Below are 20,631 nucleotides of genomic sequence, written 5' to 3' on the forward strand. Positions count from 1 at the left end.
TTAAAGTATGTCTACAGATGAGATTATAAAACAAGTATTAACATTTTATGTTAATGATGTTATTTATGGAATAGAATTAGAAAATGTAATTGAGACTATAAGGTTTCAACCAATAACATATGTACCACGTCTTCCAAATTATATAAATGGAGTTATTAATTTGAGAGGAAGAATTATACCAGTTATTGATATGCATATTAGATACAATCTTCCTGAAGTTGATTATAATGAGAGAACATGTATAATAATTATAAAAATTGATGAGTATCAAGTTGGAATTATTGTAGATAAAGTTGTTGATGTTGTTCTTATAGATAACTTAAACTTACTAGAGACAACTATTTCTAACAACGTAAATATAAATAAAGTTATAAAAGAGATTGTAAAAGTTGGAGATAATTCTATACTAATTTTAGATATTCGAAAGTTTCTAATTGGCAGCATGTAATTAGATTTGACAAATTAGCAGGAGGAAGTTTTTGTATGATAAAACTTACTGATGAAGAATTTAAAATTCTTGTAAACTATATAAAAAAAGAGTATGGAATTGATTTAAGCAAAAAAAGGGTATTAATTGAAGGACGACTATATAATACAATGCGAGAGAGAAAGTTTAGTTCTTTTAGTCAATATATGAACCTATTATTTAGAGATAAGACAGGAAATGAAGCTATAAACTTAATAAATAGGTTGAGCACAAATCATACATTTTTTATGAGAGAACATCAGCATTTTGAGTATATGTATAATAATGTACTTCCTTTTTGGGAAGAAAATAATAAACTCAGAAACTTAAATATATGGAGTGCAGGTTGCTCCAGCGGAGAAGAAGCATATTCAATAGCTATGATTTTAGATGATTATTTTGGAAGTAAGAAAGATTTGTGGAATATTAAAATTATAGCCACAGATATTTCAATGAATTCACTTGAAAAAGCTAAAAGAGCTATATACACAGAAGCAAATGTTGATAATGTTCCAAAATTATGGAAGAAGAAATACTTCATAGATAATAAAGATGGTACATTTAAAGTTTGTGATAAGATTAGAAAAAGTGTATTTTTTAAACCATTCAATTTAATTGAAGATTTCTCACATCAACTTTTTGATTTGATTTTTTGTAGAAATGTTATGATTTATTTCGATTTAAAAACAAAAGAAGAGCTTATAAATAAATTTTATGATGTAACTAAAAAAGATGGATTTTTATTTGTAGGTCATGCAGAGATAGTAAATAGAAGAAATACAGAATACAACTATGTAAAACCTGCTGTTTATAAAAAATAGAATAATATTTTGGGTATATGATTTTGTGGGGGCGGTAATGTGGAAAATATTAATAACATGGTCATTGCTATAGGCGCATCTATAGGTGGTACAGAAGCAATACTTGAGATTATAAAAGACTTACCAAAATCTACACCAGGGGTTGTTGTGGCTCAACATATGCCAGCTATATTTACTGAGATGTATGCACAACGACTTGATAAGCAGTGTATTATGAATGTAAGAGAAGCTAAAAATAATGATAGAGTAGAGCAAGGAAATGTACTTATTGCACCTGGTGGATATCAAATGAAATTACATTTAGATAAAGATGGGTATTATGTAACTTGTGAAGAAGGTAAAAGAATAAGTGGACATTGTCCATCTGTAGATGTTTTATTTGATTCAGTAGCACAAGTAGCAGGTAAAAACTCAATAGGGATAATACTTACAGGAATGGGTTCAGATGGAGCAACTGGACTTTTGAAAATGAGAGAAAAAGGTTCATTTACAATTGGACAAGATAAAAACTCTTGCATTGTATACGGAATGCCAATGGTAGCGTTTGATAGAGGTTCTGTTGTAATCCAATTACCACTTGATAAAATTTCAAGTTGTCTGATAAGTCATCTTAATATTTGAAAAGCAAAAGATTAATTTTTATAAATAAAAATTAATCTTTTATTAAAATATATGGATAAAAAACCCTAGAAACTCCAAATATAATAAGAGAGATTTATATTTAGGAGGAAAATGATAAGATGAAATTTTTTAAAGTAAATACGAAAGCTAGAGTTTTAAGATATGTGTTTGTTTTATCCTTGACTATAATAGCTGTTTTAGCAATTAAACATGACTATAGATATAATAATTTAGGGAAAGATGCTTTACTTAATCTAAATAAAGATAAAGAAGCTGTAAGCGTTATGAGCAATCAATCATTGCCAAAAGATACTACAAATAGTAAACAAACTTTATCAGTAAGTACAATAGGAAGTAAAACAATAGTTAAAAATGATGAATATATAGAAAGCACTATAAATATGCCTATAATAACAAATTCAAATAAGATTGTTGAAAGGTCTACAAATGATAGAATAAAAAATGATATATTTGAATTTTATAACAAATCGTATAAAGAGGCAAAACAATACCTTAAAGATAATCCTGATGAAGAAAATAAATTTGTTGCAAATGTAGACTTTGAACTTAAAAAGAATACTGATTCTGCTCTTAGTATAAAGGTAAGATATTATACTTATAGTGGTGGAGCACATGGATATTATCAAGATATAGCTTATAATGTAGATATGAGAACAGGTAAGTTTTTAGAATTAATGGACTTATTTAAAGATAATGCTAAATATAAAGAAGTTATAGATGAGGAAATTAAACAACAAATAACTGATTTGGAAAAGAAAGATAAAGAAAATGTAGGAATATATAATTTTAAGGGTATAAAAGAAAATCAAAATTTTTATTTGCAAGATGATAACTTAGTTATATATTTTGATTTATATGATATAACTCCATATGCAGCGGGAATACCAGAATTTTCAATAAATAAAAAACTAATAAGCTATATGTTAAAATCGGAGTATGTAGATTTGTTTAATATGAAATAGGATTGTTTAATATGAAATATATTTATTTAATATGAAATAGAATTTGTATTAAAATGTTATGTTATAATATCTAGCATAGAAACTTATTAAAATTGGGGGTATGTAAAATGCTACTTTTAAAAAAAGACGACATAAAAAAAGTATTTACTATGAGAGATGCAATTGAGGCTGATAAAGAAGCTTTTAAAATTTATTGTGAAGGAAAAAGTGTAACTCCTTTGAGAACTAATATACCAGTTCCAAGTCAGGATGCTAGTATGTTATTTATGCCAGGATATGTAGAAGACTTAGGGTGCGCAGGAATAAAAATTGTATCTGTATTCCCTAAAAATGCTCAAAAAGGCAAACCAGTAATTCCAGCAACAGTATTATTATTAGATGGGGAGACTGGAGAAGTATGTGCTGCTTTAGATGGTACTTATATAACTCAGGTTCGTACTGGTGCAGCATCTGGTGCAGCTATAGATGTTTTGGCTAAAAAAGATTCTAAGATAGGGGCTTTAATAGGCTTAGGAGGACAAGGCGAGTCACAACTTGAAGCTATGTTAGAAGCTAGAAATTTAGATGAAGTAAGAGTTTTTAGTAGAAATAAAGAAAGTAGAGAAAAATTTGCAGAAGAGATGAACTTAAAGCTAAGCAAATATAATACTAAAATAGTTGCAGCTGAGTCATCTGATGAAGCTATAGATAATGCTGATGTAATAGTTTTAGCAACTACATCAAAAAAACCAGTATTTGATGGGAATTTAGTGAAAAAGGGAGCATTAGTAAGTGCTGTAGGTTCATACTTACCAGATATGCAAGAGATGTGCCCAACTTGTTTAATTAGAGCATCTAAAATATTTTTTGAATCAACAGATGCAGTTTTATCAGAATCAGGAGATATATTGATTCCTTTAGAAGAAGGTAAAATAAGTAAAGCTGATTTTAGTGGTGATTTAGGAAATGTTATAAACGGAACTATTTCTGGAAGAGAAAATGATGATGAAATAATTGTGTTTAAAAGTGTCGGAATAGGTGTACAAGATGTCGTAACAGCAAAAAGAATATATGATAAAGCAAAAGATAGAGGGATTGGAACAGACTGGCAATGGTAAAATTTTCAAAATAAACTTATAATTAGACAAAATTATGCTATAATATTAATAAATAAATTTTTTTATTCAATTAACTGAGGGAGGATATTTGTATGAAAATGGTAAAAAAATTAATCTTATCTTCTATTATGGCTTTAGTTTTAGTTCTAACTATAGGCTGTTCTAATGCAGAAGAAAAAGTAAAGTCGAATTTTGAAGCTAATTTAGCAGCACTAGAAATGTATAAATACGATGAAAAAGGTATTTCTGATGCCTTAACAGAAGCTGAATATAAACAAATTCAAACTTATAATAACACAGATAAAGTTTCAATGCTTGCTCAATTAACACCTCTTTATGGAAAAGAGAATGCTGAAAAGATATATGACACAATTGTTAAATTAATACAAGGTGTTGAAAAGACAGTAACAGTAGATTCTTCTAGTAAGGATAAGATAACTTTAAAAGTTGTAAGTAAAGCATTGGATACTAGTAAAGTAATGTCTGAGGCAAATGATTTAGTAAAATCATATGTAACTGATAAAAATAATTACAACAAAGCAGAAAAAGAAGTTCAAGACGATATGGCAAAAATGATTATCGACCTTTACAACAAAAAGCCAACTAAGGATGTTACAACTTCAATTACATATACCAAAAAAGATGGTAAATGGCAACCACCTAGCAATATACAAAAATTATGTGAAGGAATATATACAATTTAATTTATTTTAAAGACACTAAAACTATCTTTTAAACATATAATAAACTGTTTGGAAGATAGTTTATTTTATTATTTATTGAACACTACCTTTCAAATTTATTTGATATACTTGGCAGTTTTGACTATATAAAACTTTCAATACAATTATGCTATATCTTGATAAAACATGGTGAATAATTGTGTGTTATATAGTCGAAAATATGATATATTAATATTATATTATATTATATGATAAAAGTTTATTTATATGCTTTTAGGGAGATTTTTTATATAAAATGAAAGGGGTGTTTTTTATGTTATCAAGGCAAGAATTAAAAAGAGTATCAAAAGCTCAGTTATCTGGAAACTGGGGAATATGTGCAATTAATATGGCAATATATATTGCGTTGATATTAGTTATATCATTTATAGGATTGCCTTTTGAGCCTTTAACTACTATCATAGTAGCTATAATAGGTTTTTTAGTTGCAGCAGGATTTACATGCATGTTTTTAAAGATTACTAAAGATAAAAAAGTCAAGATGGGAGATATCTTCGTAAATGGAAGAATTTATTTAAGAAGTTTTGGACTTTATATATTAGAATCAATTGCTGTTTATATTTATTCTTTTATAATCACAATTATAGGAGCATTTTTATCATTTGGAGTTTTACTTACTAGTGGAGCAATTGAATATCTATCAAGTAATAACGTTGGAGTAGGAACTGTAATTTCTACTGCTATAACTCTAGTTATTATAGTAATGGTGTTGATGTTGCCAGTTTATATATTGCTATTATACATTTCTCAAGCTGCTTTTTTAATATGTGAAGACAAAGATAATCTGGGTGTATTTAAAGCAATGGGTGCTAGTTTAGATATGATGAAGGGCAATGTACTTAAACTATTTATATTAAATCTTAGCTTTATAGGATGGTATATATTGACTATATTCACTTTAGGAATAGGTTTGTTATGGTTAATTCCATATATAGGAGTTACTAATTGTAATTTCTATAGAGAATTATTAAAAGATAATCCAGATGTAGAAGATATATTGCTAGATAAGGAAAAATCTTATTCTATGTATTAAGATAGTTTTATAGTTAAATAAAATAAAGCTTTATTTAGATATTAAAGTATAAGAATGACAAGACTGTCTTTTACAAGAACTATTTCTTTAAAAGACAGTTTTTGTTGTTAAAAAAATAAATGGTTGACATCACATAGACTACTGTGATAGTTTTTAATTATAATATTGACTATTGTGATAACCATATTTGAGGAGCGATTTTATATGGAAATAAAATTATTTGATTCAGAACTTAAAGTGATGGAAGTTCTATGGGAGATAGGAGAAAGTAAGGCAGGGGAATTAGTAAAAGTTTTAAAGGAAGAGACAGGATGGAATAGAAACACTACGTATACAGTTATAAAAAAATTAGTATCAAAAGGTGCAATAGAAAGAATTGAACCAAACTTTGTTTGTAAACCTTTAATAAGCAAAGAAGAAGTTCAAAAGCATGAAACAGAAAGCTTAATTAATAAAATGTTTGGAGGGTCTTCAGAAAAATTTCTTTCAGCTTTTATTAATAAAGAAAATCTCTCAAGTGATGAGATTACAAAACTTAAACAGATTGTTGAGAAATTAAAGTGAGGTAAGATTAATGTTCACTAAATTATTAGAAATGAGTGTTACTTCTGGAGTTTTAATTTTAATTGTTATTTTTATAAGAGCATGTTTGTTTAAAAAATTGCCTAAAAAGGTATTTGTATTATTATGGCTAGTTGTTCTGTTTAAACTTTTAGTACCAGTAAGTTTAAACTCTAGTTTTAGTATTTATAGCATTATTGAGTCAAATTTTGATGCCCAATTGGGAAATACGTCAGCCGTAAATTATTCAATTAAGAAAAATAATAATTTTATAAGCAAGAAAAATTTTGGAGATTCTAAGGCTTTATTTAATCTTGAGAATTTTACAGCATTGGAAATCTCAAGTATTTTAACGTTTGGAATTTCTATTATTTTTATTATGTTTTTATGCTTTAAGTATATCAGGACGATTAATCTTTTTAAAACTTCGATACATATAAAAAATCATGAATTTATTAAAAAGTGGGCATATGATAATAGGCGTCTTAGAAAATTTTTTGTTTGTATATCTGAATTTACTAAAACACCACTTACGACTGGTATTTTAAAACCAAATATCATTTTGCCAAAACAAATGGACTATAGCAATAACCAAACTCTAAACTTTGTCTTAACTCATGAATTGGTTCATATTAATAGGTTTGACAATATATTGAAGTTGTTTATGCTTGTAGCTCTTGCTGTACATTGGTTTAATCCTTTGGTTTGGGCGATGCTTTTTCTATTGAATAAAGATATAGAATTTAGTTGTGATGAAAAAGTAATGAGTATAGTTGGTGAAGAATATAGAGCTGATTATGCAACTGCGCTTATAAGTTTGGCAGAGGAACATAATACATTTCCAATGACACTTTATAATGGATTTGGAAAGACAAAGATAGAAGAAAGAATAGTCAATGTTATGAAGTTTAAAAAATCAACCTATATTACTTTTTTAGTTTCAGCTGTGTTAATTTGTGGAACTAGTGTTGTTTTCGCAACTGGGAATAAAGAAATTGATGAAGTTGAATCTTTTAATCTAATAGAAAATGAGGAAGGTAATAAAAATGACTTTTCAATAGGAGGTCAATCATTAAACATAGAAGCTAAAAAAAGTGATTCAGATATTTCAGTGACATTATCACAAAAAAGTAATGGAAGACTTGCGTTAAGTGCATCAGAATTATATAAAAAGCAGGAAATTAGTTCAGAGGTTAAGAGTGAAGAAGTTGATTCTAATATATCAAAGTATTCAATTGTAAAAAGAGATTCTGTTTATAATGATATATCTATAATGAAAAGTACGAAGATTTCAGAAGCTACAAAGACTTCAGAAACTAATAAAATACAATATAAAGCTTCTAAAAGTAACTAGATATATTATAAATAAAGATGAGTTGATAATTAGTGATACTATCTTAAAATAATTAAATTTATTTTGAGATAGTATTTTTTATTAAAAAATTTTATAGAAATACTTGACATAATGATGACTATTGTGATAGTCTAAAAGTGTAGTTAATAACTATTGCAATAGTCACTATGAACTACACTACCCAAATAAATCTCTAAGAAAGGAATGTGAGTTATGAAAATAAAAAAATCCCTTATAAGTGCAATAATGGTATCTGCTATGGTACTAGGAGGAACAGGAGCAGTATTTGCAAGTGGAAATGACGATGTATCTAATATTGAGTTATCTAAGTTTAAATCTCTAGTAGAATCAGGGGTAACTGAGCCTGCTGACTTAGAAAAATATGGAGTTGAGTATTATACTTATGAAGAGTATGCTAAGCATATTGAAGAGTTAAAAGCATATGCTAAAGACCATTCAGCAGTTAAAGATGTAAGTTCAAAAGACCTTGAAGATACAATTAAGACTATGGAAAAAGATTTAGAAAAGATAAAAACTGAAGGCTTAAAGATTATGAAACCTATCGTAATAGATAATGAAGATGGGACTCAATTGGCAGTTTCTTTATCTAGAGCTGCTATAGCTGAATAATTAATATTAAGTTTTTTAGTGATAAGTATCAAAAGTAGTTAAAAAACTAAATAAGCGTAATTAAACATAGCAAACAAGAATAAAAAAAGCAATAAATAAACAATAACAAAAGACTTAAAGTCTACATGAAGATAGAGAAGTAAAAAATAAACAAATTAAATAATATAAAAGTAAATCTAGTCAAAGTAAAAGTATTAAACCCAGTTTGTAATGTTAACATTTTTTATATGTATTAATAAATGTTAACATTACTTTTTTTATTTAGAATAGGGATTTTTACTAAAAAACTTTATAGAAATACTTGACATAAAAGTGACTATTGTGATAGTCTAAAAGTGTAGTTAATAACTATTGCAATAGTCATTGGAAGCTACACTACCCAAATAAATCTCTAAGAAAGGAAGATGAGTTATGAAGATAAAAAAATCCCTTATAAGTACAATGATGGCCTCTGCTATAGTATTAGGAGGAACAGGAGCAGTATTTGCAGATGGAAGTAGTGATGTATCTAATATTACATTAGAGAAGTTTGATTCTCTAATAAAATCAGGAATAACTGAGCCTGCTGACTTAGAAAAATATGGAGTTGAGTATTACACTTATGAAGAGTATACTAAGCGTATTGAAGAGTTAAAAGCATATGCTAAAGACACTACACAAGTTAAAGATGTAAGTTCACAAGACCTTGAAAATACAATTAAGAGTATGGAAAAAGATTTAGAAAAGATAAAAAGTGAAGGTTTAAAGATTATGAAACCTATTAGAATAGATAATGGAAATGGATTGATAAGTTTCTGTGGTCGTTAAATAATTAAATGATACAAAAGTAAATTTAGTCAAAGTAAGAAGTATTAATTCAGCTTGTAATGTTAACTTTTTTTAATGTATGTTAAGAAATGTTAACATTACTTTTTTTTGTTTGGAATAATATTGGAAATATTGTGAAAATTCTAAAGAAAGTTAAATGCTAGTTATTAAATTCATTAAAATTTAAAGAAAATATCCAAATGGGTATTTTAAAAGCGGGTTTAAAAAAACCAAGATTATTGGCATGAAAATTGCTTAGTAAATAAAATAAGAACAATATTATAAATTTATGGATTCATATTATTATTTACTATCAATATTTAAACTTTATTGATAATAAATTATATAGTTGATAGCTTCTAAAATGTATCACTAACAAATACACTAAGTTATCAAAAAGGTATTATTTCTAAGGAGGGGAAAGGCATGAAACAATTGCTTACAGGAAATGAGGCAGTAGCACGTGGTGCTTATGAAGCAGGCATATCTTATGCAGCTGCTTATCCAGGAACACCAAGTACTGAAATATTGGAAAATATAGCACTATATAAAGATGACATAATTGCAGAGTGGGCACCAAATGAGAAAGTAGCAGTAGAGTCAGCAATAGGAGCGTCTATTGCAGGAGGTAGGGCTATCGCAGCTATGAAGCATGTTGGAGTAAATGTTGCTGCAGACCCAATATTTACATATGCATATATGGGAGTAAATGGTGCAATGATTATTATATCTGGAGATGACCCTGGAATGCACTCATCACAAAATGAACAAGATAATAGACATTATGCTAAATTTGCAAAGATAGCTATGATAGAACCAAGTAACAGTCAAGAATGCAAGGATATGATAAAGGCTGCTGTTGAGATAAGTGAAAAATATGATACAACAGTTTTATTTAGAATGGTGACGAGAATATGTCATAGTAAAGGAATTGTCGAGTTAGGAGAAAAAGAAGAAACAGTTGTAAAAAAATATGAAAGAAATCTTTCTAAGTTTGATGCTATTCCAGCAACTTCAAGAGCATTGAGAATTAAACTTGAAGATAGATTAAAAAAGCTTGAAGAGTTTTCTAATGAAACTGACTTAAACTTTATAGAATGGAATGATAAGAAAATAGGCGTGATAACTTCAGGAGCTTCCTATGAGTATGCTAAAGATGTGTTTGGAGATACTGTATCATATTTAAAATTAGGATTTACATATCCTCTTCCAACAAAGAAGATAAGAGATTTTGCAGAACAAGTAGAAACTGTTTGTGTAATTGAAGAATTAGAACCTTATATAGAAGAACATCTTAAAGAAAATAACATACCATGTATTGGAAAAGAAAAGATACCTAATATAGGTGAGTTAAATCCAGATATTATAGCGCAATCAATTTTAGGAGAAAAAAGAAAATTAATAGAATATAGCCAAGAAAAAATAGTTGGTAGGCCTCCAACATTATGTGCAGGATGTCCACACAGAGGATTTTTCTATGAACTAGGAAAGGTTAAAAATGTACTTATAAGTGGAGATATAGGATGTTATGGTTTAGGAGGAGCAGAGCCTTTAAATGCTAAAGATACTTGTATATGTATGGGAGGAGGGCCAGGTGTAGCTCATGGAGCGCAAAAGATATTTACTAAAAATAATATTAACATGAGAACTATATCTACAATAGGAGATTCAACATTCTTCCATACAGGAATAAATGGTCTAATAGATATAATCTACAACAAAAGTAATACTGTAACATGTATTCTTGATAATAGAATTACTGGAATGACTGGTCATCAAGAAAATCCTGGAACTGGATTTTCATTACAAGGTGATGTTACTGAAATGATGGACATTGAGACTATAGTAAAAGCTTTGGGTTGTAAAAACGTAAAAGTAGTTAATCCTAACATGTTGAATGAAGTTAAAGAAGCGTTAAATTGGGCTTTGTCAATTGATGAACCTTCAGTAATAATCACTAGATGGCCATGTGCATTAAAAAAATTTACAGAAGATGATAAGCAAAGATTTGACCTTACACCATCAATTTGTAGCGTAGATGATGAGAAGTGTATTGGATGTAAGAAATGTCTTACAACGGGATGTCCTGCTTTGAGATTTGATAAATCTAAAAAGAAATCAAGTATAAATCAAGCTCAATGTGTAGGTTGTAAAGTATGTGCACAAGTATGTCCAGTAAATGCTATAAAAAAGGTTGGTGAAAAATAATGAAAAAGGTTAAAAATGTATTGTTATCAGGAGTAGGAGGTCAAGGTACTGTTTTAGCAAGTAAAATACTTTCTGCAGGGCTTATAGATGCTGGATATGATGTTAAGATGTCAGAAGTTCATGGTATGGCTCAAAGGGGTGGAAGCGTAACAACACAAGTTAGATATGGAGAAAAAGTACATTCTCCTATACTTGGAAAAGGAGATGTTGATGTATTAGTTTCATTTGAGACTATGGAGGCTTTAAGATATCTTGATTTCCTTAAACCTGATGGTAAATTAGTAGTAAATGATTATGAAATGCCTTCAGCACCAATTTTAACAGGAAGAGTGGATTATCCTGAAAATATAATAGACGATATTAAAGAAAAAGTGGATGTAACAGTGATAAAGGCAGTTGATATTGCCAGAGGTCTTGGAAATGAGAAGGTGATGAATGTAGTACTTTTAGGAGCATTGATTAAGGCTTTACAGCTAGAAAATGACATAGATTGGGAAAAGATAGTGTCACAACAGGTTAAGCCTAAGTTTATAGAAATTAATATAAAAGCTTTAAGAGAAGGAATGAATGTTTAGAAAATAAAAATTACAGATAAAAAACTATATAAAGAGTTAGAAAAAATAATTATATATAATATACAAAGGGTTAGGAATGAATACCTAAATAAGCAATATTTAATAAATATATTTATATAGAGATAACAATAAAATAAATACTTGAAAGGAAGGAGAGCTATTTAGATTATTAAATAGTATTTATAATATGAAAAAAGGCGATTTTATATGGAGTGGAGTTCTTATTTGTTTTATTGCTATTTTAGTGATACCAAGTAGTAGAGCGGTATTTATGGAAGCAACAGGTGCACATCCATATATTGGAGGTTTTTTCAAGTTTGCTGTGTTAGCAACAATGGGAGACTTACTTGGTGCTAGAATTTTGCATAAAGACTGGAAAATACCAGTAGGAATTTTTTACAGAGCTGTAGTTTGGGGAATTATAGGTGTAATTACAACATATGCTATGTCAATTTACTCAGCAGGTGTAAGGCAAGCACAAGTAGATGGTATGCTTCCATTTGAAGGAATAGCTTTTGCAAATGCTCTATTTAAGAGTGCAACTATGAATATATTAATGTCACCAACTGTATTTTTATTCCATAAGGTTATGGATTGTCTTATAGATAAAAAATACGAAGTTGGAAAGGGCGTTAAGGTAGCTCTTAAAGATGTAGTAAATGTTGTAGACTGGAATGCCTATCTTGGTTTTAGTGTTTTGAAAACTATACCATTTTTCTGGATACCATGTCATACAATTGTATTCTTATTCCCTGCTGAATATAGAGTAATTGCCTCTGCTTTTGCATCTATAGCTCTAGGATTAATTTTAGCATTAGCCAATAAATCTAAAGCTGTAAATTAATATTATTAATAAAGTTAGAATTGTTAAGTTAAAATTATTGATTGCTGTTTTTAAGAAGCTTAAAATCCCCCATTTAAGAGTTTTAAAGTTCTAAAATAATAAGTTATAACTACAAAAAATGGCTGTTGGGACTATTATGATTATAGGTTAAAAAAACTTATAACATATATTAGTTTATAACAGCCATTTTTTATGTTAAGTTAATAGGTTAGTTAAAATCTAAATTAGAGGATTTAAAGAAGCTATTCTAGTTGTAGCTACATAAACCCTAGATATTTCATACCATGTCTTAAAGTCAACTACTCCAGTTTGAGGTAAACCAAAAATTCCTTGGAATATTTTAACAGAGTTTTCTGTATCTGTTCCATATATGCCATCCTCTCTCACTTTTGGTATAGCGGGATAAGAATTAGATATAGCATTTAACTGGTTTTGTATAGTTCTAACATATTGTCCAGAAGAACCAACTTGTAGTGTAGTTCCTGGAAATGATACTGGTACACCACTAACTACAGGAGCTTTTTCAAATATTATTTCATCTCCGTAGAAATATCTTAGGATTGCCTCATAATCGTATCCTTGGTCACCTAGGTCTTTACTACCCCATTGAGTCATTTGATCAGGACATTGAGATTTTTGACCATCACAATATTGAGCTAATAATGGCTGTCTTGATGTAGGAGGTCTTTTTATAAATGTATTAAATATAGCATCTACAGCCACATTAATTGGTTCAAATAGGTTTCTATTATTTATAAATTTATGGTCATATGCTGTTGATGAGGTAATTGTAAAATTATATCCTTTGTTTCTGTACCATTCAGTAAAGACTCTATTTAAAGTAAATGATATTATAGCTATTACATTTGCGTAGATTGTCTGCTCAGGCCAAGTTGAATATATTTCAGATGAAGCTATGTTTTTAATGTACTCTTTAAATGGAATCCAATAATTCGCGGCTGATGTATTTTCTGGCAAACCATCATGAACTACTATAAATTCAGGTACTACAGGGTTATCTAATACAACGAAACCAGTAGGCGGTGGCAATGGTTTTAAGTTACTTTCTGGAATTTTAGGAGGATAAGTACCATATAAAGTATGTTCTCCTATATCAAAAATCAACTCACTTTGTCTTGAGAAGGAACGCTTACTTCTTGTTCTAGGAAACATGGGAACTCCTTGTCTCGCTTCAATTGTAGCTAGTAATTGTGTCCCTTCTATGACAACTGTTTCATATCCATCTGCTATAGCTTCTACTATATACTGGCTATAAGGCCTAACATCAGATGGTTGTAGAGAGTAATCTACATCTGGTGCTGGTAATACTAATCCAGTCACTTGGCCAGATTCATTACTTACTAGGTTTTGGTATAAAGTGGATGAGCTTTGGCTACCATTAGACATTGAATATATGTTTACTGTTGCATTTTGAATGGGTCTATTGTTAGTAGCATCAATTATACTTACTGTTAAGAAACCATCTTGCATCAAATCACCCTTTCTTTAAATGAATTTAGTTCCCTTATATTTCAAGATATGAATATAGCTTGAGATTTGTTAAATAATATAGATATAAATTTAAATTTTTTTGAGTGTTTTTAACTTATTTAATGGTAAAGAGTTTGATATATAAATTTGAATGTAGAAAAATTTAAAATAAAAGCTTAGAGAAAATAGAAATATAGAAAAAAATAAATTAAAAGTAAGTGTATATTTAAAACACAAATAAACTAAAAATAAGTAGTAATTATAAAACATAAATGAATTAAAAACTTTGAAAGGAAAATTACCTATGAAGCTGGATTTATTTTTATTGGCAGTAGTACCTATATTAATAGGTATGTTTTGGATAAGATCTAAAGATAAATATTGTAGAGAACCGTTAATCCATTTAATTAAATTTTTTATGATAGGTGCTTTTTTAAGTGTTATAATTATTCTTTTAGAAAATCTATTAATGAAATTTAATGTATTTGAAGGATATTCAGAATTATTATATGTATCATTTATAGTTGCAGGTCTTGTGGAAGAAGGTGTAAAAGCTTTAATACTAATCCCTTCATTGATTAAAGAAAAGCATTTTACTGAAAAACTAGATGGTATTATTTATTCTGTATTTTTATCTTTAGGATTTGCAACAATTGAAAATATAGTTTATATTTTCTCTGAAAGTAGAAATTTAGCACTACAGGTTGGTATTAATAGAGCAGTTATCTCCATTCCAGCACATGTAATGTTTGCTATTACTATGGGATATTATATTTCTAAGTATAAGTTTGAGGGGAATGAAAGTAAGAAACGTGAATACTTATTTATGGCTGTATTAATTCCGATTTTATTACATGGAGTTTTTGATTTTATATTGATGATAGAATATAGATGGGCTATTATATTATTTATAGTTTATGTAATAATTTTGTGGAAGATAAATCTCGATAAACTTGAAAAATATATGAATAACTCTAAAAAAGTGTTTTTTGGAAACTTAAAGAAAAAGAAAAGAAAATAAATGACGAACAAGCAAAGCAGATAAAAAGGGGGATTATAAATTTGGCAAATTTACCAAAAGAATTTTTAGAAGATATTAGAGAAATACTACAAGATGAATATGATGATTTTATAAAAAGTTATGATGAAGAAAAGACTACTGGTCTTAGAATAAATACATTAAAAATTGACAAAGAAAAATTGTTGAATTTAGATTTATTTGATTTATATCAGATACTATGGGCAGATGAAGGTTTTTATTATGATGATAAAATTAATAGACCTGGTAGAAATCCATTACATGAGTCTGGAGCATATTATTTGCAAGAGCCTTCTGCAATGAGTGTAATACCAAAAGCAGATATTAAAGAAGGAGATAAGGTACTTGATATGTGTGCTGCACCTGGTGGTAAGTCTACATATATATTATCTAAATTAAACAACACAGGTTTATTGGTTTCTAATGAGATTAATGCGAGTAGAATTAAAGCTCTAGGAGAAAACTTAGAACGATTTGGGGCAAGAAATTGTATTATAACAAATACTGATTCTAATAGCTTAAGAAAGACATTTAATGGGTATTTTGATAAGGTGATTATAGATGCACCTTGTTCTGGTCAAGGAATGTTTAGAAAAGATGAAGTGGCCATCTTAGATTGGAGTCATGCAAAAGTACTTGAATGCCAATCTATTCAAAAAGAGATTATAAGAGATGGATATAAAATGTTAAAGAAAGATGGTATTTTAATTTACTCAACATGTACTTTTTCAAAAGAGGAAAATGAACATGTTATAAATGAGTTTATCAGTGAACATCCACATGCAGAACTTGTTGAGATGGAAAGGCTATGGCCTCATAAAATAAAGGGAGAAGGTCATTTTGTAGCCAAGATAAAAAAATTAGAAGAAGAAGAAAGTAATGTAAAAGAATTAAAAATAAAAAATTTAGATAAAGAAATAAAGGATTATAGGGAGTTTGAAAAGAAATTTTTAAAGACTGATTTTTATAGCAATAAAAAAAATAAATTTTATTTAAGAGGGGAAAACTTGTACCTACTTCCTGAAATATATCCAGATACAAAAAAACTAAAAGTATTGAGATACGGTTTGCATTTAGGGGTTTTAAAGAAGAATAGATTTGAGCCTTCTCATGCATTATCTCATTACTTAAAAGTTGAAGATGTAAAAAACGTTGAAAACTTTAGTGTACAAAGCGAATCAATTCTTAAATATTTAAAAGGGGATGTTATAAATTCTAATGAAAGTAGAGGGTGGGTTTTGGTCTCGGTTGAAGATATACCTTTAGGTTGGGGAAAAGAATCTGCTGGAGTAATTAAGAATCATTACCCTAAAGGTCTTAGAAAAGTATTTTAAACTATTAGAAAAAAGAAGTATAATATTTATATTGTAAGTTTATGGTAGATTAGTTTTGCTGTAGATTGACTTAATATTGAACACAGAGGAGACGATTTTAGTGGGTGAAGCAGTTAAAAAAGAAGTTGTAGAATGGATAAAAGTGATTGTCATAGCTCTTGTTTTGGCATTTGCAATAACGCGTTTTATAGTGCCAACAATAGTTAAAGGAGAATCAATGTATCCTACACTTGTAGAACGCGATTATTTGATAGTCAATAGAATTGCGTACAAAGTAGGAGAGCCAAAATACAAAGATATAATAGTATTCAAAACCGACTTAACAGAAGAAAATGGAAAGAAAAAGGATTTAGTAAAAAGAGTTATCGGGGTTCCTGGTGACCATGTAAAGATAAAAGACTCCAAGGTATATGTAAATGATAAATTGTTAGATGAGGCTTCCTATATACATAATAATCGTACTGATGGAGATATTGATATCGTAGTTCCAGAAGGAAAATTATTTGCGATGGGAGACAATAGAGAAAGAAGTTTAGATAGTAGATACGATGAGGTTGGATTGGTCGACGAGCACACCGTTTTAGGAAAAGTTCTAGTCAGATTGTATCCATTTTCTAAGATAGGGACTATTGACTAAACATTATAAATATAAAATTTGGAGCAATCGCTGATTAACTGAAATCACCAGACCATACACAATAGTTGTCTATATAAAAAAGACAACACCTTATTTAGTAGACTTATCTAAAAGATAGTGTTTAAAAGTAGCATTATCAATAAAGATAATATAACTATAAAGGAGAATTTGTGAATGAATGAAACTATTAAAGAAGAGATTGTAGAGTGGATAAAAATAATTATTACTGCACTTTTTTTGGCATTTATTATAACTCGCTTTATAAAACCAACATTAGTAAATGGAGAATCAATGTACCCAACACTTAAACCACACGATTACTTAGTGGCAAATAGAATGACATATAAATTATCAGAACCAAAATGTGGAGATATAATGATATTTAAGACTGATTTGTTGCAAGATAATGGAAGAAAAAAAGAGCTAGTAAAAAGGGTTATAGGTGTACCAGGGGACCATTTAAAAATTAAAGATTCTAAGGTTTATATAAATGGTAAGTTATTAAATGAAGTTTCATATATACATGATAATTATACTGAAGGCGATATTGATATGGTGATTCCTCAAGGTAAAGTATTTGCTATGGGAGATAATAGAGAAGTAAGTTTAGATAGTAGGTATAAAGAAGTGGGATTAGTGGATGAACAGAATATTAAAGGAAAAGTTATTGTAAGAGTGTTTCCTTTTACACAAATAGGTATTTTTGAGTAGGTGATTTGTATGGCAGTTGGTGTGGCATCTTTATTGTTTAATATTGAAGATGCTTTAAAGCTTTGTGAAGGTACAAAGGAAATAACTCATTTGGAAATTGGTATTGATAATATATCTGAATGTAGTGAGTTATGTAAATATAAGCAGAGAATTTCTAAACTAGGGTTGTCTATAGGAATACACTTACCTATGGAATTAAACACTTGTGAAAATATAGAATATATACGAGATTCGTGGATAAGTTTTATTGAGACGATAGAATTAGAGCTAAAAGGATTTGATATAAGGTACTTTAATCTTCATTTGGGTTATATTATGACAAATAGACTTAAAAAGAATAGGGACAAGTATTTAGATAATAGTGTAGATTTTTTAAATAAGATAAATACAGATTCATATATTTGTATAGAGAATACTTATTCAAAAGGTGGGGATTTTTCAAATATTGGAAATATATCCTATGATTTTGAATATATATTTAAGAGGATTAAAAATTCTAAGATTTGTTTTTGTTACGATACTGGACACTGTTTAATTGATGAGGATGATTATTTAAATAACTTGAAAGATAAGATAAAATTGATACACTTAAGTGATAATGATGGTATCAATGATATACATGTTGGTATAGGAAGAGGTATTTTATCTGAAGAGAGTGTTAAAGAGGTTTTAAAATTAGATGCAGAATATTTAGTATTAGAAATAAATTATGAAGACATTGAAGATACTATAAGTAAATTGAATCATATTGTAGGAGAGGGTTAAATACCTCTCTTTATCTTGTTGATATGCCTCGTTGATTAAAATGTATATTCATCAAAAGGAAGGAGATGTTGAAGTGAAGAAAATAAATTTAAAAATAGACGGAAGAAATAAGGAGTATTCATTAGACGAAAATTCTTTGGGAATTAGACTAGGAGATATAGCAAAAGAGTTTTGCGATGAACATAAAGGATATATAACACTTGCAGTTGTAGATAATAAACTGAAAGAGCTAAATTGTAGAGTGAATAAGGATTGTGAGATAGAGTTTTTAGATACTACAAATGAAGATGGAGAAAGAGTTTACTTTAGAGTCATGTCATTTGTGTTTGTGATGGCTTGCAGAGAGATATTTTGGGACAGCAGAGTTACAATAGAACATTCACTATCTGGTGGACTATATTGTGAAGTTCATATAGAGAGAAAACTTAAAGAAGTTGATATTGAAAATATAAAAAATAAAATGCAAGAGATAATAAATAATGACTACATTATAGAAAAAATAGAAGTTACGAGGGATGAAGCTATTTCTATATTTGAAAATAATGAGATGTATGAAAAAGCAGAGCTTTTGAAATACAAGGAATATGATAGCGCTAAAGTATATAAATGTAGAAACTATATAGACCATTTTTATGGATATATGTTGCCATCAACTGGTTATATAAAATCGTTTGATATCATACTTTACAATGGAGGTATTATAATTTTAGGTCCTAGTGAAGAAGATAAGACTCTTCCTATGAAATTTATACCTCAACCTAAGCTATCAAATGTATATTATGAAGCAGAAGAATGGTCAAGACTCATGGGAATTGATAAGGTAGTATCACTTAACAGAATAATAGAAAATAATGAATATGGAGATATAATAAGAACATTTGAAGCATTACATGAAAAGAAACTATCTCAAATAGCAGATATGATAAAAGATAACAATAAGAGAGTAGTTTTAATAGCAGCTCCATCCTCATCTGGAAAAACAAGCTTTGCTCATAGACTATCAATACATCTTAGAGTAAATAACTTAAATCCGATTTCAATATCTTTAGATGATTATTTTATAGATAGAGAACATACTCCTTTAGATGAATATGGAAACTATGATTTTGAGTCAATTTATGCTATAGATTTAGAGAGATTCAACTTAGATTTAAATAAACTTTTAGCAGGTGAAGAAATTGAGGATATAAGGTTTAACTTTAAAGCTGGAGCAAGGGAGTATACTGGCAAAAAGATAAAGATAGACTCAAATCAACCAATTATATTAGAAGGTATACATGGGCTAAATCCTATTTTAACAGCATCTATACCAGATGAAGATAAATTTAAGATATACATAAGTGCCCTTACTCAAATAAATTTAGATGACCATAATAGAATTCCTACTGCTGATTTGAGAATGATAAGAAGAATTGTTAGAGATTATAATTTTAGAGGATATAGTGCTGATAATACTATTTTGCAATGGGCATCAGTTAGAAGAGGAGAAAAGAAAAACATATTCCCTTATCAAGATGAAGCAGATGCTATATTTAATTCCGCTTGTGTGTATGAATTAGCGGTTTTAAAGCGATTTGCTAAGCCTCTATTGGAAGAAATAGATGAAGATAATCCTGCTTATATTGAAGCTACTAGACTATTAAAGTTTTTACAGTACTTTGTTGAACTAGATGATATTTCTGATATACCAGGAACTTCAATCCTTAGGGAATTTATTGGAGGAAGTAAAATAGTTGATTAACATGTATTATTGATTATTTTATTGTACTCATATTGAACTAAATATTTTTTTAGAGATACTGAATAATCTATGGTTTGTATTTTAAATAATATTGATGGAGTATTAAAGTGAAAATTCTATTTAGTTATCAAAAATTCTTTGTTTTGTGAGAATTAGTATAGATAATAAAT

21 protein-coding genes are annotated in these 20,631 nt (G+C 28.5%); 20 read left to right on the plus strand and 1 reads right to left on the minus strand.

From position 1 onward, the window contains the following. The first annotated feature begins 7 nt into the window (after positions 1-7). The 14 genes from KGF52_RS07740 to KGF52_RS07805 all read left to right on the plus strand — a co-directional run bounded on the left by KGF52_RS07740 (position 8) and on the right by KGF52_RS07805 (position 12,743). Complete coding sequence (locus KGF52_RS07740; RefSeq protein ID WP_227839700.1) at positions 8-448, plus strand: chemotaxis protein CheW; 441 nt, start codon at positions 8-10, stop codon at positions 446-448. A 35-nt stretch (positions 449-483) separates the two neighbouring features. Beyond that, entirely contained in the window at positions 484-1,287 is an 804-nt protein-coding gene (locus KGF52_RS07745; protein ID WP_227839701.1) for a CheR family methyltransferase, read from the plus strand. Between the two features lie 39 nt (positions 1,288-1,326). Further along, the gene (locus KGF52_RS07750; protein WP_227839702.1) at positions 1,327-1,908 is read left to right on the plus strand and encodes a CheB methylesterase domain-containing protein; all 582 of its coding nucleotides are present in this window, start codon (positions 1,327-1,329) and stop codon (positions 1,906-1,908) included. A gap of 119 nt (positions 1,909-2,027) precedes the next feature. Continuing rightward, the gene (locus KGF52_RS07755) at positions 2,028-2,891 is read left to right on the plus strand and encodes a DUF3298 and DUF4163 domain-containing protein (RefSeq protein WP_227839703.1); all 864 of its coding nucleotides are present in this window, start codon (positions 2,028-2,030) and stop codon (positions 2,889-2,891) included. Between the two features lie 107 nt (positions 2,892-2,998). Continuing rightward, the gene (locus KGF52_RS07760) at positions 2,999-3,988 is read left to right on the plus strand and encodes an ornithine cyclodeaminase family protein (RefSeq protein ID WP_227839704.1); all 990 of its coding nucleotides are present in this window, start codon (positions 2,999-3,001) and stop codon (positions 3,986-3,988) included. A gap of 92 nt (positions 3,989-4,080) precedes the next feature. After that, complete coding sequence (locus KGF52_RS07765; RefSeq protein WP_227433627.1) at positions 4,081-4,692, plus strand: hypothetical protein; 612 nt, start codon at positions 4,081-4,083, stop codon at positions 4,690-4,692. A 292-nt stretch (positions 4,693-4,984) separates the two neighbouring features. After that, a complete protein-coding gene (locus KGF52_RS07770) occupies positions 4,985-5,764 on the plus strand; it encodes a DUF975 family protein (protein ID WP_227839705.1) in 780 nt (259 codons plus the stop codon). A gap of 204 nt (positions 5,765-5,968) precedes the next feature. Further along, on the plus strand, positions 5,969-6,328 hold the full coding sequence (locus KGF52_RS07775) for a BlaI/MecI/CopY family transcriptional regulator (RefSeq protein ID WP_227839706.1): 360 nt from the start codon (positions 5,969-5,971) through the stop codon (positions 6,326-6,328). 10 nt (positions 6,329-6,338) lie between these two features. Next, positions 6,339-7,679: a M56 family metallopeptidase gene (locus KGF52_RS07780; RefSeq protein ID WP_227839707.1), complete on the plus strand. Its 1,341-nt coding sequence runs from the start codon at positions 6,339-6,341 to the stop codon at positions 7,677-7,679. Between the two features lie 213 nt (positions 7,680-7,892). Further along, complete coding sequence (locus tag KGF52_RS07785; protein ID WP_227839708.1) at positions 7,893-8,309, plus strand: hypothetical protein; 417 nt, start codon at positions 7,893-7,895, stop codon at positions 8,307-8,309. Between the two features lie 411 nt (positions 8,310-8,720). Next, positions 8,721-9,116 (plus strand): hypothetical protein, encoded by a 396-nt coding sequence (locus KGF52_RS07790; protein ID WP_227839709.1) that lies wholly within the window; start codon positions 8,721-8,723, stop codon positions 9,114-9,116. Between the two features lie 426 nt (positions 9,117-9,542). Continuing rightward, positions 9,543-11,324, plus strand: a complete 1,782-nt coding sequence (gene iorA, locus KGF52_RS07795; RefSeq protein WP_227839710.1) for an indolepyruvate ferredoxin oxidoreductase subunit alpha — start codon at positions 9,543-9,545, stop codon at positions 11,322-11,324. Then, complete coding sequence (locus KGF52_RS07800; RefSeq protein WP_227829979.1) at positions 11,324-11,899, plus strand: indolepyruvate oxidoreductase subunit beta; 576 nt, start codon at positions 11,324-11,326, stop codon at positions 11,897-11,899. The genes iorA and KGF52_RS07800 overlap by 1 nt, the downstream gene beginning before the upstream one ends. Before the next feature lie 187 nt (positions 11,900-12,086). Further along, positions 12,087-12,743, plus strand: a complete 657-nt coding sequence (locus KGF52_RS07805) for a hypothetical protein (RefSeq protein ID WP_227839711.1) — start codon at positions 12,087-12,089, stop codon at positions 12,741-12,743. 219 nt (positions 12,744-12,962) lie between these two features. Here the strand turns inward: KGF52_RS07805 and sleC are convergent, their stop codons facing one another. Next, the gene (sleC, locus tag KGF52_RS07810; RefSeq protein ID WP_227839712.1) at positions 12,963-14,234 is read right to left on the minus strand and encodes a spore cortex-lytic germination protein SleC; all 1,272 of its coding nucleotides are present in this window, start codon (positions 14,232-14,234) and stop codon (positions 12,963-12,965) included. A 304-nt stretch (positions 14,235-14,538) separates the two neighbouring features. Between sleC and KGF52_RS07815 the strand changes: the two genes are divergently transcribed. The 6 genes from KGF52_RS07815 to KGF52_RS07840 all read left to right on the plus strand — a co-directional run bounded on the left by KGF52_RS07815 (position 14,539) and on the right by KGF52_RS07840 (position 20,461). Further along, positions 14,539-15,255: a PrsW family intramembrane metalloprotease gene (locus KGF52_RS07815; RefSeq protein WP_227829976.1), complete on the plus strand. Its 717-nt coding sequence runs from the start codon at positions 14,539-14,541 to the stop codon at positions 15,253-15,255. A gap of 41 nt (positions 15,256-15,296) precedes the next feature. Then, the gene (locus KGF52_RS07820) at positions 15,297-16,607 is read left to right on the plus strand and encodes an RsmB/NOP family class I SAM-dependent RNA methyltransferase (RefSeq protein WP_227839713.1); all 1,311 of its coding nucleotides are present in this window, start codon (positions 15,297-15,299) and stop codon (positions 16,605-16,607) included. Positions 16,608-16,707: 100 nt separating this feature from the next. After that, complete coding sequence (gene lepB, locus KGF52_RS07825) at positions 16,708-17,244, plus strand: signal peptidase I (protein WP_227829974.1); 537 nt, start codon at positions 16,708-16,710, stop codon at positions 17,242-17,244. 174 nt (positions 17,245-17,418) lie between these two features. Further along, positions 17,419-17,955, plus strand: coding sequence for a signal peptidase I (lepB, locus tag KGF52_RS07830; protein WP_227829973.1), 537 nt, complete (start codon positions 17,419-17,421; stop codon positions 17,953-17,955). A 9-nt stretch (positions 17,956-17,964) separates the two neighbouring features. Continuing rightward, a complete protein-coding gene (locus KGF52_RS07835) occupies positions 17,965-18,720 on the plus strand; it encodes a TIM barrel protein (protein WP_227839714.1) in 756 nt (251 codons plus the stop codon). 73 nt (positions 18,721-18,793) lie between these two features. Continuing rightward, positions 18,794-20,461, plus strand: coding sequence for a nucleoside kinase (locus KGF52_RS07840; RefSeq protein WP_227829971.1), 1,668 nt, complete (start codon positions 18,794-18,796; stop codon positions 20,459-20,461). The last annotated feature ends 170 nt before the right edge of the window (positions 20,462-20,631 follow it).

Origin of the sequence: Clostridioides sp. ZZV15-6597 (assembly GCF_020657815.1) — a bacterium.
Classification (GTDB): Bacteria; Bacillota; Clostridia; order Peptostreptococcales; family Peptostreptococcaceae; genus Clostridioides.